Genomic DNA, 14951 nt, shown 5'->3' on the forward strand with positions numbered 1-14951 from the left:
GAGAGTCATGAATGTTGCGCTGATTGGCTCCGGCTCCTGGGGAACCGCCGTCGCCGGCCTTGCCGCCGAGCGAGCCGAGCGCGTGACCATGTGGGCCCACAGCATGCAGACGGCCGCCGGCATCAATTGCGAGCATCGCAATCCCCGGTATCTGGTGGGCTACGAGCTGCCCGGCAACGTCGTCGCCACCACGGACCTGCCGCAGGCGCTCAACGGCGCCGAGGCCATCATCTTTGCCGTTCCATCGACGCACCTTCGCAGCGTGTGCCACCAGGCGGCGCCCTTTATCGACGCCGATACCCCGGTGCTCTGCCTCACCAAGGGCATTGAGCCCGAGTCCGGCCTGCTCATGAGCGAGGTCATCGCCAGCGAGATCGGCAACGAAGCACGTGTCGCGGCGCTTTCGGGCCCCAACCATGCCGAGGAGATTTGCCGCGGCGGACTTTCTGCCGCCGTCATCGCCAGCGAAGACCCACAGGTAGGGGAGACCTTTAAGGACCTGCTCCTATCCACGGCCTTCCGCATCTACCTGTCGCAGGACATGACCGGCGTCGAGGTTTGCGGCGCCATGAAAAATGTCATCGCGATCGTATGCGGAATCTCCGCCGGCACCGGTGCGGGCGACAACACGCTCGCCCTCATCATGACGCGTGGTCTGGCCGAGATCAGCCGTCTGGTACACGCCCGCGGCGGTCAAGCTATGACCTGCATGGGACTTGCCGGCATGGGCGACCTCATCGCCACCTGCACCTCGGAGCATTCGCGCAACCGCACCTTTGGCTACGAGTTTGCCCACGGCGTGTCGCTCGACGAGTACCAGACGCGCACGCATATGGTTGTCGAGGGCGCCGTCGCGGCCCGCAGCGTGAGCGAGCTTGCCCGTTCACTGGGCGTAGACATTCCGCTCACCTTTGCCGTGGAGCAAACGCTCTACAACGGTGTTACTTTGGATAGGGCGCTCGAGATTCTTACCGATCGCGTCCCTTCTCAAGAGTTCTACGGACTCACCGACTAGCGCAGAAAGGCTTCTACCATGGGTTCCATCAAAATCGCTCCGTCTGTCCTTTCGGCCGACATGGCCAACCTCAAGGGCGAACTCGACAAGATCGCCGGTGCCGACTACGTGCACTTCGACGTCATGGACGGCCACTTTACCGGCAACCTCACCTTTGGCGTCGACATCCTTAAGGCCGTCAAGCGCTCCACCAACGTGCCGGTCGATGCGCACCTCATGGTGTCGAACCCCGACGAGACCGTCGATTGGTACGCCGATGCCGGTGCCGACATGATCACCGTGCACTACGAGGCCTCCACGCACCTGCACCGCACGCTCACGCACCTGCAGCAGCGCGGCGTCAAGGCCGGCGTGGTGCTCAACCCCGCCACCCCCGTGTGCGTACTCGAGAGCATCATCGACGTTGTCGACATGGTGCTGCTGATGAGCGTGAACCCCGGCTTTGGCGGCCAGAGCTTTATCCCGGGCACTCTGCCTAAGCTGCACGAGCTTACGGCCATGTGCGAGCGCCACGGCGTGTCGCCCCTGATCGAGGTCGATGGCGGTATCTCTTCCAAGAACATCGCCGAGGTCGTCAAGGCCGGCGCCAACGTGCTCGTAGCCGGCTCCGCCGTATTTAAGTCCGAAGATCCCGCTGCCGAGGTTGCGCTGCTGCAGAAGCTGGGCAACGAGGCTGCACAGGAGGCATAAACCCTTATGACCGCAGGTCAAAACCGCATACCCGTGAATCTTGACTATGCCGCCTCGACGCCCATGCGCGCCGAGGCGCTCCTTGCGCAGCGCGAATATGACGACAGCGAGCTTGCCGGCGTCAACCCCAACTCGCTGCATTCGCTCGGCCGCAAGGCCGCCGCGCGCCTGGAGGTGGCACGTCGCGAGATTGCCCGTAGCTTTGGCGCGCGCGTTCGCCCGTCCGAGATCATCCTTACCAACGGCGGCACCGAGGCCAACCAGCTGGCGCTCCTCGGTCTTGCCGAGGGCGCTCGTCAGCGCGACCGCAAGCGTAACCGCGTTATCGTATCCGCCATCGAGCACGATTCGATCCTGGACAACCTGCCGCTGCTGCGCGCCGCCGGCTTTACCGTCGACCTAGTGCAGCCCTGCCGTGCGGGCTACATCGAGCTTGCCGTGCTGAGCGACTTGCTCGGCGACGACGTCGCACTCGTGAGTATCATGGTCGCCAACAACGAGACCGGCGTGGTGCAGCCTATCCGCGAGCTTGCCGCGGCTGCGCACGCCGCAGGCGCCCTGTTCCACACCGATGCCATCCAGGGCTATCTGCATATTCCGCTCGATGCCGCCGAGCTGGGTGTCGACGCCATGTCCGTCGCCGCCCACAAGATTGGCGGTCCCGTTGCCTCCGGCGCGCTCTACGTTAAGACTCGCACGCCGCTGCGCCCCCGCATCTTTGGCGGCGGACAGGAAGCCGGACGTCGCGCCGGTACGCAGGACCTGCGCACGCAGCTGGCCTTTGCTGCTGCCGCCCGTACGCTGGTGCCCCATGTGGCCCATGAGCGCGAGAAGCTGCAAGCCCTTTCTGACAAGCTCTACGCCACGCTTACGGCCCATCCGCGCATTCACGCCACCATGGGCGACTACGCGCAGGCAGATCGTCTGCCGGGTATGGTTTCGATCTACGTCGACGGCATAGACTCCGAGGAGCTCATCATCAAGCTCGACGCCGCCGGTTTTGAGGTGTCGGCCGGATCGGCTTGCTCGAGCGGCAGCATGGACCCGAGTCACGTGCTCAGCGCCATGGGCATTGGTCGCGAGCAGGCGCTGGGCGCACTGCGTATTTCCTTCGATGACCGCGTGAACCCGAGCGATCTGGACGACTTTGCCCAGACGCTGCTCTCGATCGTAGGTGCCGCATGATCGTCGCCGAACTTGAGCGTGCACTGCTGGCACGCTATCCCAAGACGGACGCCGAACCCTGGGACCACGTAGGCTTATCCGTAGGCGACCCCGACGATGAGATCCGCGGCGTTGCCTGCGCGCTCGACGCGACCGAGGCCAACGTGCAGCGCGCCTTGGAAGCCGGCGCCAACGTGCTGCTGACGCATCATCCCATCTATATCAAGGCGCCCGAGGCTTTTTGTCCGCCTAGCGCGACGCGCCCCCAGTGCAGTGCGGCGCTCTACGAGGCTGCCCGCTGCGGGGTGAGTATCATCTCGCTCCACACCAACCTGGACCGCTCGCACGAAGCCCGTGTCTGCCTGAGCAAGCTGCTGGGTGCCGCACCCGTGAGCTCACTGGAGCACGTGGACGACCCCGAGGCCACCGGCCTGGGCGCGCTTGCAACGCTCAACGACCCGTGCACGCTGCGCGATCTTGCCACCCGTGCTGTCACAGCCTTCGGCAGCGACCCGCGTGTGTGGGGCGAAGCCGATCGCCCGTGCCGCACCGTCGCCATTTTGGGCGGCTCCCTGGGCGACTTTGGAGAGCTCGCTATCGCCGCGGGCGCAGATGTTGTCGTGACGGGCGAGGCGGGCTACCACGTGGCGCAAGACCTTGCCTTGCGCGGGCTGCCGGTGATCCTGCTCGGCCACGACCGCTCTGAGGAGCCGTTCATTGATATATTGATGAACTCTGCTGTTGACGCCGGGATCGACCCCCGTCATGCGATTAAAATACTGAACCCTTGCCAATGGTGGACTGTGACAAAAGGAGAGAACTTATGAGCGCCGGCGCTACGCTACTCAAGCTGCAACAGATCGATTTGGAGCTCGCCCGCAACAAGAGCGAACTTGCCAATATGCCGGAGCTCAAGGAGCTCGCTTCCAAGCGTAAGACCTACGCTAAGCTCAAAGCCGAGATGACCAAGCTCTACGCCCAGCGCAAGGACCTGGACATTGAGCTCGACGATCTCAACACCACCGAGATTCAGACCAACAACGCCATTGAGGCTGCCAAGAAGCGCCACGTCGACGGTTCCGACTACCGTGAGGTTCAGGACCTGGAGAATGAACTCGCAACCCTGGCCAAGCGTCTGGACAAGATTGAGCACACCCGCAAGGACGTCGTTGTCGCCCATAAGGAGGCGCTCGACCGCGAGGCCCGCGCACAGGCAATTATCGCCAAGTTCGAGGAGGGCGTGAAGGCCGATACCAAGGCCGCCCGCGCTAAGGCTGCCGACCTGCAGGCTCAGATTGACGCCGCCACTAAGGAACGCACCGCGCTTGCCGCCACGCTGCCGGCCGACGTGCTCACCGACTACGAGCGTCTGCTCAAGCAGTTCCGCGGCCTGGCCGTCGAGACCATCCAGGGCAACATCCCCACAGTCTGCCACACCGCGCTGCAGGCATCGTCCATGAGCGACCTCAACCACGACGGTAGGTCAATTACGCACTGCCCGTACTGCCACCGCCTCTTGGTACTCCCGAGCAAGGAAGCTTAAACGATGGCGGCATCCAACAATTCAATGCAACTTGAGGGAAAAACGATCCTGCTGGGCATTACCGGCGGGATCGCCGCCTATAAGTCGTGCAATATCGTGCGCCTGCTGCAAAAGCGCGGCGCGCGCGTCAAGGTCGTTATGAGCGAGCATGCCACGGAGTTCGTGGGGCCGCTTACCTTCCGCGCGCTCACCAACGAGCCCGTTGCCGTGGGCCTATTCGACGATCCCTCCGACCCCATCCACCACATTTCGCTGGCGCAGGAGCCCGATCTGGTGGTCGTTGCGCCCGCGACGGCCAATATCATCGCCAAGATGGCCAACGGCATCGCCGACGACCTTATCTCCACCACGCTGCTTGCGACGCCGCGACCCATCGTGATCGCACCCGCTATGAACAACGGCATGTGGAAGGCGCCGGCGACGCAGGCCAACATGACCACGTTGCGCGACCGCGGTGTCCATGTGGTGGGACCCGGCAGCGGCTACCTTGCCTGCGGCGACGTGGACACGGGGCGCATGAGCGAGCCAGAGGACATCGTCGAAGCCATCTGCGAGGTGCTCAACCCCGCGCCTCAGGACCTGGCGGGCAAGCGCATCGTCATCACCGCCGGCCCAACGCACGAACCGATCGACCCGGTGCGCTTCATTGGCAACTGCTCTTCGGGCAAGATGGGTATCGCCCTGGCGGGGGAGGCTGCTCGCCGCGGTGCTGCGGTCACGCTCGTGTTGGGACCGACATCGGTCGATGTTCCCCGCGACGTGGAGTGCGTACGCGTGCAGACCGCCGCAGAGATGCTCCGGGCGGCGCTGAGCGCCTTCCAGACGGCCGATGCGGCCATTTGTGCGGCCGCCGTTGCCGACTACACCCCCGCCACCCCTGCGGACCATAAGCTCAAAAAGTCCAACGAACGCTTGGATCGCATCGAGCTTGTCGAGACGGTCGACATTTTGGCCGAGCTCTCGCGCCAGAAGGGCGAGCGATGCGTAATCGGTTTTGCGGCCGAGACCGATAACGTTGTCGAGTACGCAGAGCGCAAATTGGCCCGCAAGGGGTGCGATGTAATAATCGCCAACGATGTCTCACGCGCCGATTCAGGCTTTGGGACCGACACCAACAAGGCCTGGATTGTGAGCACAACGGGTACGCAAGAACTTCCCGTACTAACAAAACCCCAGCTCGCAGATACAATTTTGGACTTGCTTCAAAATTTGTAAAAAAGTTCTTGCACAAGTCTAAAGTTTCGGGTTAATATACTCCCTGTTGCGAGCGAGAGCAGAGCAACAAACAAAAGCTTCGGGACGTGGCGCAGCTTGGTAGCGCACTTGACTGGGGGTCAAGGGGTCGCTGGTTCGAATCCAGTCGTCCCGACCAGAAGTTTGCAGGTCAGGCACCTAGTGCCTGACCTTTTTTTGTTTTAAGCAATTGCTTAATTTTGATTAAGCAACAGGACGCCAAAATCTAGCTGCGCGATATTCGCTTTTTGCGGTTACTTGCGTGTTTTGCACACGCTTGAGCCGATTTATTAACGCGATGTGAATCTACATACGCGTAGCTGGTATACAGCCGAGTACAGGCTGTATTTATCGCGGCGATTTACATAGGTATAGCGACTGTAACGAACAAGCGTGTCGCTGTATTTATTCCAGTAGTTCACTTGACCGGTGGACAAGTGAGCGATTGCAACGATATGCCAACCAGGATGGGCTCCATACGAGGACGCCGCAGGGGTAATGGCGGGGGAGTGCAGCAGGCGCTCTGAGAGCCGCTGTATGACCCCATTTCTCCTCAAACCGATAACCTATGCCACAAACATCAAACCGTTCGAGTAACCGCCAAAAGAAAAGCCCGCACAGGCCGTGCAGGCTTAACAGATGAATCTAGAAGCACCAAGCTGGGCAGACGCGATTCGAGTTCGTCGCGCCGTAGTTGTACGACGGATCGCCGTTGCTGTTGACATAGAGGAAGAGCGCAGAGGCGCTCGGATTCAAGGAACGCTCCCACCAAGCGACGCCAACACTCAGGCAATCGTTACCCGAATAATTGTTCGTCACCTTACCCTTGAAGGCCTCGTACTGGGTTCCTTCGTTTCCGATCCAAGAATAACCAGACCAGCCGCTATAAGGGGTCTCGACGATTTCGGAATAACTGAGCATGAACAGCTTGTCCGAGGTCGCCGTCACGGCGGCATTCTTGTCGGTTCCATCAACATTGTTCGTCAGCTTCCTGACCGGCTTCACCTTGGATTGGAAATCGGAGAGCATCAGGTTCCAGATCTCGCCGGAGTTCATCTTCGCGCGGAGTTCCGACTTCTCCCAGCCACCGGCATTGGTGTTGGTGGCGTTCACGCGAGATTTGATACCCGTCGAGGTGGCGAGGAACGTCAGACCCGCCTTGCCGCTACCATCGGCCAAGTCATCGTGGTTGATGCCGATAATCTTGTACTCGAGCGTCTGACCATCGGTGAGCTTCATCGAGAACTTCGTCCCTGCATTCATCGCGGCCTCCGCCTTGGCGAAGGCGGACGATGCCTCGCCCTTCGCGGCGATGTCCTCGGCCACGGCCTTCTGCTCTTCGAGGGTCCAGTCCTTCGCGTCCTTGGCGATAGCCGCCTGGACGGTCGCGGAATCGGTACCTGCAGACTCTCCGCCGGATGCGCCTCCCTCGACGCCGCCAACCGTCCCATTGTTCACCGTGTTGCCGACCAGGTTTAACTGGTTGCGGATGGCTCCGGCCACGCCGGTTCCCGCGAACACGATCACCAGGCCGATGACCGCGATGATCAGGACGTACTCGATGATAGATTGGCCTCGGAGGCGGGTTCTCCTAGGAGATACCCCCCCCCCGAAGGTTAATTGCCGCTGCATGCATTTGCAGCTCCCTTCGCTCAGGGTTTGTAGATACATCGCCGAGCGTAGGGCTATTTCAGATTTCTGCATCGGTCTTGCCGCAGCGGCAAACGTAATTAACTAAACGCCTTCGCGGCGCAATCAACCGCTCACTCAATCGAATTTGTTGCTCAACAAATTCGCAGGTGAGGACAGTAGAATTGGTGTTATCGGAAGTGACGGATGACCGCCGGTGTCGAAGCTGGCGGCCGAGAAGAAAGGACCGAAAATGAGAACTATGGAGCTGATAATCTTCTTCCTGCCTCTCCTGGCGATCGCCGCCAACATCTGCGGCGTGGCGGAGCTCGTTAAGATTGCCAGGGCCAAGGGGCATTACACCAATGACGCGGGAATCCTCTGGTTCATCGGCCTTTTCGGCACGGCGCTCATGGTCGGCCTGATCGTCTGCGCACTGCCAGACCGAGCTGCGCCGGCGCCCAGCGCAAAAACGGATGAAGACGCCCTGCCCGAGGTGTAGACATGTCAAAGTACAAGATCGTCTACCGCGACGCCAACCCCTCCTGGCAGGAACTCTGCCCCGTCAGGGTACTGGCCGTCCAGGTCTCCAGGGACACCGAGACGGGAGCTTGCTTCCTCCAGACAAAGATCGTCAACGTATCGACGAAACCCATCAGCCGCATAGAGTTCACGGTCGGGCTCGAGGGCGAGGGAGGGGAGACGGAGAACGTCGACTTCTCGCTCCTAGATGCCGACCTGCCCGCCGGCGAGGTGCTCAGGCCCAAGGCGGTGAGAATCAAGCTGTCTGTTATCACCGGCTCGCGTGCCGTTGTGACCCGAGCGGACTGCGAGACGTCCTTCGGCGACCCGGTCGACATCGATAGCCCCGCGCCACTCGCGCTCAACGGAATCGAGGAGTCGGAACGCGATGTCCTGCTCTCCGAGATGGGCGCCGATGCCTGCAAATGCTCGAGTGTCCATTCCGAGCACGAGGGATGGTGGCAGTGCGGCTGCGGGGCGGTGAACCTCAAGCGCGGAACCTGCTGGAACTGCGGCGCCGTGCGCGAGAAACTGGCGGATCTGGAAGATGCCGCGTTCCTGGATGAATCCAGAAGGGACAGGGTCTACAAGACGAGCGTCGCGATACTCGAGAAGGGCAACAGGAAGGAAGCTGAGGCCGCAAAGGAAAGCCTCGAGAGGCTGGCCGAGCAGGGATACGGGGACTCGGGCGAGAAGGCAAGAGAGGCCGGCGCGAAGATTGCGAACCTCTCCAAAAGGAGGAAGAAGATAGCCGTCGCGGCTGTCGCGGGCATCGTCCTGCTTGCCGTCATGGTCGCCATCTCGCCCCTGCCGTCCATGCTCGAAGCAAGGGCGGACATGAAGGCGGAGCAGGAGAAAATCGAAAGCGTCGCGATTGAGCAGACCGTCGAACTGGGAACATATTCGGGCGAGCTCTCGGCTTATACAGGAAAGGATATCGAGGGCCAACCGATTGAATGGATAGTCCTCCACAAGGAGGGCGACAGGGCTCTCCTCATGACCGAGCATTGCATCGATGAGATGGAATTCAGCGAGAATGGAGACGTATGGGACTTCAAGTCAAGCTCGCTGTATAGGTATCTGAACGGACCCTTCAAAGAATACGCCTTCAACGATGCCGAGCGCGGGATTTTAGCAGGCGACGTAACGATTCTAGACTCCTGGAGCGATTACCTTAGCGAGGATAATATGTACGCGACTCTAGCCGGCACGGACGTCCCCGAGGCATGGTGGGCTTCCGATATAGAGAAATGCGAAGACGATTCATATGGGGCCTACTACGCCGGTCAACCCTTGGCTAGTTACATTGACGAAGAAGGTGGCATCTCCTGCGGCGACCTCGGCAGCACGCAGGATTCGACTCTCGGAGTTCGCCCAGCCATCTGGGTCAAATTGAATTAGCAATCGATTTTTCCATCGGTTAAATTGTGAAGGTGGCTTCCGAACCATCGGGAGCTACCTTTATGCGTTCACTTGAACTTGGCTATTGCCGTGCCTTGGGAAGGATTACGCCGGGGGCATTCTTGTTGGAGTTGCCATGCAGTGTATTCGGGCTGACGTTTCAGTCGGAACAATCCAGATGAAGACTCCGGCACTGCTCAAACATTCCCGTTTAGTCATATACGTCACTGAAATCGCACTTGGCACCGAGACCAGTTACGTCCACATCCGCGTCCGGAACGAATCGAAGCGGTATCCCGTTTCAAAACGAAGCCTCGGTCCATGAAGGAGACTTTCCCATATACATAGATTAAGATAATACAGTGTATGACCAATATGAACTTGAGCATATTCCGTCCGTATTCATACTGGATGATCAAGGAAACATCATCGGCTTATCCGAAGGAGAGGAAGAACCTCTTGCCTTATTAAAGAAATACGCCGAATACAACGGATATAAAGCGGAAGGAGGCGACATCGAGTAACTATCAAAGGCCAGATTAAGGAGCCAGCCATGAAGAAATGCCTGCCCTCCATCGTCTCAGCAGCTCTTTGCCTCTCACTTGTCATGACACCATTTGTGCCCGTTGCGGCAGCCTATGCCGACGAGGGATCTCCCGCCGAGAGCAGCGAGACCTACGTCAGAGACAACTACGACGAAAATTACGATATATCCCTTTTGAGCGCGGACGCTGCACGGATTCATATTCCAAGGCGTGGTGCGATTCTCACGGATCTGCAAATAACCGCCCCGTCCCTCACAAGGTCAAGCTGAACGCGAAGGAGGAGGCTTGCCTGCGCGATCCCTACCTTGCTGGCACCGCTGAAGTTATCGCCGGTCTCGTGACAACCGGTCCTAGCGGCGGCTTTTTTGCAACCGCAATGACATCGTACCGACTTTTCATTTGCATGTTCTGAAAGGAAGTTGCCATGTTGTCGCAAAATCAATCGAGATACTTGAACACAATCGGCTTTGCCCTGCTTGCATTACTCTTTGCTAGCGACCTTTTGCTGAAACCGCCCAAGGAGCTCGTTTTGCTTGCCATAGACTGCATTTCCGCCCTTTACTTTACGGCAACCCTATTCGTCGGACTAAAGGAGAGGAAAAAAGGCGCAGTCGCTGCATCTGCCGTAGGCGTGATCATAGCCATTGCCTCATTCTTTATCTGACACATTGGTGATCTAGGGGCGATATCGTAGGAATACGACCGGGAGATCCGGGGCCAGATTGCCCGGGTTGCCCGGTCGGCTCGCGCGACGGCGCGGCGGTTCCACAGAAAGCTCTCCCGACTTCACGCCGTTTCTGATCGCATTGTAGACAGCCATCTCGTCTTCGCAGTCGGCGAGCACGCGGTGTGCGTCGTCGTTTTGGATGTCCAGTAAATCTCGAAGGTCCTCCATGCACCAGCGTCCGAGATTTGGCCATGCGCGTTGCGCGAGCTGATAAGTGTCGATTGCGATGTTGTGGTTAAAGTCCAGGCCAAAGCCGTCCCAGGCAGAACAGCTTTGTTTCCTTGATTATCACCTTCATCCGGACACTTCCCGCATTCATCCGTGTGTGTACGGATGAATGCGGGATTCAATACCCCGGCGGCCTGATCGGCAGACCGCCGGGAACTCTCACTCCTCGATAAAAGCCGGCACTCGGTTAGTCCTGCGCATCTTGAAATCGCCAGTCTCGTGGGAGACGTAGAGAATGCCGTCCATCCCATCTCGCGATGCATATGAAAGGTGAACAGAACCGCAATCCGCTCCATCATTGTCGAGAAGATCGAACGAATTCGGGTCGCTCGTTGCGGCCAAACGACCACTCAGACAAGAGCCATCGTCATTACAGATTTGCCATTCCATGTCTTCGCCTGCAAGAATCGCCATAGACGGCCTGGTCGCGCCATCGTTGACATACATCCCGTCTATGCCAAACCCATTTTCAGCGCCATCGATGAACGACTGCTCGGACCTATACCTCGCAAATGATGCACATAGCACCATTGCAAGACAAAGTACAGAGCCAACAATCGCTATCTTTGCATAGCTCTTGCCTATCATGTCATTCACCTCCCTCGTATGTATCGAGGTATTCCTGCTTGAGCGTCTGCGAGGACGACTCGGTCTTTTCCACGAGCGTGCCGGCCTCGATGAAGTAGAACGAGTTGGTGAGGTCTGCCAGGTCGTCGAGCAGATGGCTTGAGATGAGCACGCTGCGTCCCCGCGCCACCTCGCTGCGCATCGCGTCGCAGGAGGTTTTCCGCTTTCCCGGATCGAGGCCGTTCAGCGGTTCATCGAGGATGAGGTACGGGCAACCGGTCGCTATCGCCATGGCAAGCTTTACCTGCTGCTTCATTCCTGTCGAGAGTTTACGGGTCGGCTTGTCGAGATATGGGGAGATTCCGAGGGAGTCGCAGAGCGAGTCGATGTCGGCGGCCGATTTCCACGCCTCCCTAACGAAAGAGAGGTGCTCGCGGGCCGATAGCGTGGGATAGAGATCCGTGCCGCCTGAAGAGCTCAGGTAGACGAGTTCTGCAAATTCGGCTGATCGACGTTGGCAGATTCCGTCTGCCGCCAGGCTTCCCGAGCGGATGCGGGTGGGAAATTGGCCCGACAGCGCTTCAAGAAGGGTGGTTTTCCCCGAGCCGTTGGGAGCAACGAGGCCCGCCGCCGTTCCCGGGCTCAAGAAAAGCGATCCGATTGAAAGTATCGTCGTGCTCCCGTATCCCACGCTCGCGTCCAGAAGCTCGAGCCCATGGTGCTTTTTCGCGGGTCCAGGCTGTTTGGGCGAACGTGTCGCAACGGCGCCGACCGCAAAAAAGACCGCGACGTATGCCAGGGCCACGGCAAGCATCGATGCGCTGCCTGAACCGGAGCCAATGAATTCTGTCGGGAAGCATCCTACGTAACCCGTTGCCTCGATAGGCGAGAATACGGCCAGCGGCAGGAGATTGAGCGCGGCGTTATGCCCCAGTGCCGAATCGGACAGTAACGGGAATACCGGGGCCGCGACAAGCAGCGCGGAGGTAAGGGGGCCTGCGAGGACGCGCCTCGTTGCGGTCGATAGGACGACGGAGCAAACGGATATCAAGGTTCCGCCCGCAAGAAGCGCGATAAGCAGGGCTGTGAAGACGTTTCCCGCAGTCGTGGTGGTAAGCGCGCCGTCATGGAAGAAGGCGATCGGGTACCCAATTTGCCCGAAGCCGTTTAGGGCCAAGGCGTAAATACTCCCGGGCGCAAGGCCGGCGAGGAGCATCGCGGTCCCCGCGCCAATTATCGAAAACACGGTCTGGATAAGGCGCCGGAATTTGGGCACGGGCGCCTTTGCCGCCAGGGTCGCAGGCCTTGTGGCGCCGAGCACGAGTATCGACGAGAGAAGGAAGGGGATGAAGGGAAGGAAGGACGGCGCCTGGGCAATGGCGTAGGGCAGGAAGGAGAGGAACGGCAGGTCGTTTGCGGAGGCCGGGATATCCGCGATGCCGGAGCTGCTCAGAGCGCGGCAATATGCGAGCTCTGCGTCATTGGTCTCTCGGTCTCCCACGATGGACCCGGATTGGAAGCCTTCGTCCATGAGCGCGTAGTAGCTCTCGGCAGAATCGAGAAAGGCGGCGTCGGTTTGAGCGGCGAGGGCGGCGTTCGCGTATCTTGCAAGCTCCGCGTCATTTTGCTGCTCTGGAGATAGGTCTGTGCCGCCGGCCTGGGGCGCGCGCGTATTGAATGCGTCGACAAAGCTCTGCATGCCCTGTTTCATAAAGAAGGGCCCGTAGATGGGTGAATTGAACGCAATGGGGACGGAAAAGGCTGCAGCGAGAACGAGCGTACAAATCCATACGGCCTTGTCTCTTAGGATTAGTTTGAGAAGAAGTCGACAGTACATTTAGAAGCACCTACGTTCCTCAAAGAATTGTTAGATTAAAAGTAACAGACCGGATGAAGATGCGTGCGACGGGGGCGAGGCGAATGGCTGAGCGGTATCGATATGCGGGTTCAACGGTATTATATTGACCACATAGATTATTAACTTGCATTTCTAACAGTTAAGGAGACGGGTGCTTTCCAGCACACTCCTTCGATGATGCCTTCCGCTAGTTGCTATGCCGGTTTCAGCCAACAAAGAATGTGCCCGGGCGCTCAGGTTCACCGTTAGCGTTGGCAACATATGAGATGGGCCAGACCCTTGCCGCGCGCCGATTGCGCGAGAGGTGTCGGGCTCCATGTTTATTCCACCTGCTTGTTATCAACCAGCTTCGTTCAACGTCAGACATTCAAGATGTCAGACGTCGAACCTGCGCCAAAGGCGCAGCTGGGGCTACTAGTTGCCTACAATCGCTCGCGAAGCTCGCCTGTTCGTGCGTGAATATCTGACAGCTCCGTCAGACATTGTCGGACATTTGATTGTTCGACAAATGCGCACGTGGTCGCGTTCGCAAAGATTACTGAACGGTCGATGGGTGCGTTGAGACCGGAGCAAACGGCGGATGCCAGAAAAATGGCCTCACAGAATCGCACCCATGGTTGATAAAATTGACCGCCCTGGCGCAAAATACCCGGGCGGTCAATTCATCCCCTCGTTCGCGATCCTGTTGGGTTTTGGGGCTTTGACATGTTGTTGACGGATGGATCAGCCGTACAGCTTGATCTCCCGGGGTTCCATGTGGTCGTCCCCCAATAAGACGTCCCTGATGTAGCTCTGCGGCAGGAACTCGACGGGCAGCACTGGGTCGTCGACGTAGCCGGGCACGGGGAGTAGGCGTGGCCTTTGGATATAGCGTGGCCGCCTGCCGGCGGTCGGACTGCCACTTCAGGCAAAAGCTCAGGCGCGCGCATTAAAATAATGGATATATCGCTTGATAGGCTTTTGACCAAGCATGAACATCGCAGGTAAATCCGTGTACCAATTTTTGGTATACGAATTTACCTGCGGTTTGCTGAAAGCTCTGACATGCGCTGCCGACTTCATTAAAATCGATTGCCAATCAAGTCTTCCTATATATGCGAGCCCTGAGAAGCTGCGCTGTGAACCTGAGACCGCTATCGATCGGCCCGGTGCACCGGGCCGCTGTCCTCGAGCCGGCATCAGCTTGCCGGTCTCAAAACGTATGCCGTCCGGTACGACCAACAGCCGAGTCTTGCGCCCAGTTCGAGCAGCGCCAGAGCCCCGTGCCGGAACCCACGCAGCCGATGGCAGGGGAATTCAGCCGCGGCCATCGAGGAGCCGACCCAGGGACGGCGCCCCCAGTCCTCGAAAGATTTCCACCGCCCCCTACAGGCCTGGATTGATTTTACAGTTGATTTAATCCGGCTGAACAAGCCGAGCATGGGCCGGTTGACAAAATGTAAGGTAAAAAAGCAGATACGACCGTACGCCGGTGCGGGGTTCGGGTGATGTGATAGAAAGTAATACACGTATTACATCTAACCGGGAGGTGCATCATGGCAACCGCCACCGCAGCCCTGAGAACCCCCGAGGACCTCGCGAACAGGTACGACCGCCTGGCGAAGTCGACGGGCCGCACGAAAACCTTCTACATGACGGAGGCGCTTGCCGCAGAGATAGGCAGGCTCGAATACGAGTACGGCCTCATGAATTATCCGGGAAGCGTTTGGTTGCGAGGTATGCCAGTGTGAGGGCCTGATTCGTCAGGCCCCGCACAGGGGGACCGCGATGGTGGCCACCGCGCCGCCCGAGGGGCTGTTGGCGAGCGAGACGGAGCCCCCGTGGGCGCT

The 14951-nt window shown here is 59.1% G+C and carries 14 protein-coding genes and 1 tRNA gene; 12 read left to right on the forward strand and 3 right to left on the reverse strand.

The window, feature by feature from the left end; translation table 11 throughout:
• Window positions 1-7: 7 nt before the first annotated feature.
• From I2F59_RS08800 to I2F59_RS08830, 7 genes are all read left to right on the forward strand, one after another.
• Window positions 8-1015 (forward strand): NAD(P)H-dependent glycerol-3-phosphate dehydrogenase, encoded by a 1008-nt coding sequence (locus tag I2F59_RS08800; protein ID WP_195503909.1) that lies wholly within the window; start codon window positions 8-10, stop codon window positions 1013-1015.
• A gap of 18 nt (window positions 1016-1033) precedes the next feature.
• Window positions 1034-1705, forward strand: coding sequence for a ribulose-phosphate 3-epimerase (rpe, locus tag I2F59_RS08805; RefSeq protein WP_195503910.1), 672 nt, complete (start codon window positions 1034-1036; stop codon window positions 1703-1705).
• A gap of 6 nt (window positions 1706-1711) precedes the next feature.
• Complete coding sequence (locus I2F59_RS08810; protein WP_195503911.1) at window positions 1712-2890, forward strand: cysteine desulfurase family protein; 1179 nt, start codon at window positions 1712-1714, stop codon at window positions 2888-2890.
• Entirely contained in the window at window positions 2887-3696 is an 810-nt protein-coding gene (locus tag I2F59_RS08815) for a Nif3-like dinuclear metal center hexameric protein (RefSeq protein WP_195503912.1), read from the forward strand. The genes I2F59_RS08810 and I2F59_RS08815 overlap by 4 nt, the downstream gene beginning before the upstream one ends.
• The gene (locus I2F59_RS08820; RefSeq protein ID WP_195503913.1) at window positions 3693-4412 is read left to right on the forward strand and encodes a zinc ribbon domain-containing protein; all 720 of its coding nucleotides are present in this window, start codon (window positions 3693-3695) and stop codon (window positions 4410-4412) included. Before I2F59_RS08815 ends, I2F59_RS08820 begins: the two co-directional genes overlap by 4 nt.
• Window positions 4413-4415: 3 nt before the next feature.
• On the forward strand, window positions 4416-5627 hold the full coding sequence (gene coaBC, locus I2F59_RS08825) for a bifunctional phosphopantothenoylcysteine decarboxylase/phosphopantothenate--cysteine ligase CoaBC (RefSeq protein WP_229065421.1): 1212 nt from the start codon (window positions 4416-4418) through the stop codon (window positions 5625-5627).
• An 80-nt stretch (window positions 5628-5707) separates the two neighbouring features.
• Window positions 5708-5784, forward strand: a tRNA-Pro gene (locus I2F59_RS08830).
• A 506-nt stretch (window positions 5785-6290) separates the two neighbouring features.
• On the opposite strand, the gene I2F59_RS08835 is transcribed toward I2F59_RS08830, so the two are convergent.
• On the reverse strand, window positions 6291-7277 hold the full coding sequence (locus I2F59_RS08835) for a DUF6273 domain-containing protein (RefSeq protein ID WP_195503914.1): 987 nt from the start codon (window positions 7275-7277) through the stop codon (window positions 6291-6293).
• Window positions 7278-7536: 259 nt separating this feature from the next.
• Between I2F59_RS08835 and I2F59_RS08840 the strand changes: the two genes are divergently transcribed.
• The 4 genes from I2F59_RS08840 to I2F59_RS08855 all read left to right on the forward strand — a co-directional run bounded on the left by I2F59_RS08840 (window position 7537) and on the right by I2F59_RS08855 (window position 10406).
• Window positions 7537-7776: a hypothetical protein gene (locus I2F59_RS08840; protein WP_158570979.1), complete on the forward strand. Its 240-nt coding sequence runs from the start codon at window positions 7537-7539 to the stop codon at window positions 7774-7776.
• Between the two features lie 2 nt (window positions 7777-7778).
• Window positions 7779-9197 carry a hypothetical protein gene (locus I2F59_RS08845; protein WP_195503915.1) on the forward strand — a complete coding sequence of 473 codons (1419 nt, stop codon included), beginning with the start codon at window positions 7779-7781 and terminating at the stop codon, window positions 9195-9197.
• Window positions 9198-9750: 553 nt separating this feature from the next.
• Complete coding sequence (locus I2F59_RS08850; RefSeq protein ID WP_195503916.1) at window positions 9751-10011, forward strand: hypothetical protein; 261 nt, start codon at window positions 9751-9753, stop codon at window positions 10009-10011.
• Between the two features lie 155 nt (window positions 10012-10166).
• Window positions 10167-10406: a hypothetical protein gene (locus tag I2F59_RS08855; protein ID WP_195503917.1), complete on the forward strand. Its 240-nt coding sequence runs from the start codon at window positions 10167-10169 to the stop codon at window positions 10404-10406.
• Between the two features lie 450 nt (window positions 10407-10856).
• Here I2F59_RS08855 and I2F59_RS08860 read toward each other — a convergent pair whose 3' ends face one another.
• Together I2F59_RS08860 and I2F59_RS08865 are read right to left on the reverse strand one after the other, a co-directional pair.
• Window positions 10857-11285: a hypothetical protein gene (locus I2F59_RS08860; protein WP_195503918.1), complete on the reverse strand. Its 429-nt coding sequence runs from the start codon at window positions 11283-11285 to the stop codon at window positions 10857-10859.
• A 1-nt stretch (window position 11286) separates the two neighbouring features.
• On the reverse strand, window positions 11287-12975 hold the full coding sequence (locus I2F59_RS08865) for an ATP-binding cassette domain-containing protein (RefSeq protein ID WP_229065422.1): 1689 nt from the start codon (window positions 12973-12975) through the stop codon (window positions 11287-11289).
• 1682 nt (window positions 12976-14657) lie between these two features.
• On the opposite strand from I2F59_RS08865, the gene I2F59_RS08870 reads away from it, so the two are divergent.
• Window positions 14658-14852 (forward strand): ribbon-helix-helix domain-containing protein, encoded by a 195-nt coding sequence (locus I2F59_RS08870; protein WP_117717075.1) that lies wholly within the window; start codon window positions 14658-14660, stop codon window positions 14850-14852.
• Window positions 14853-14951 lie beyond the last annotated feature (99 nt).

Origin of the sequence: Collinsella aerofaciens, assembly GCF_015556945.1 — a bacterium.
GTDB classification, from domain to species: Bacteria; Actinomycetota; Coriobacteriia; order Coriobacteriales; family Coriobacteriaceae; genus Collinsella; species Collinsella aerofaciens_AO.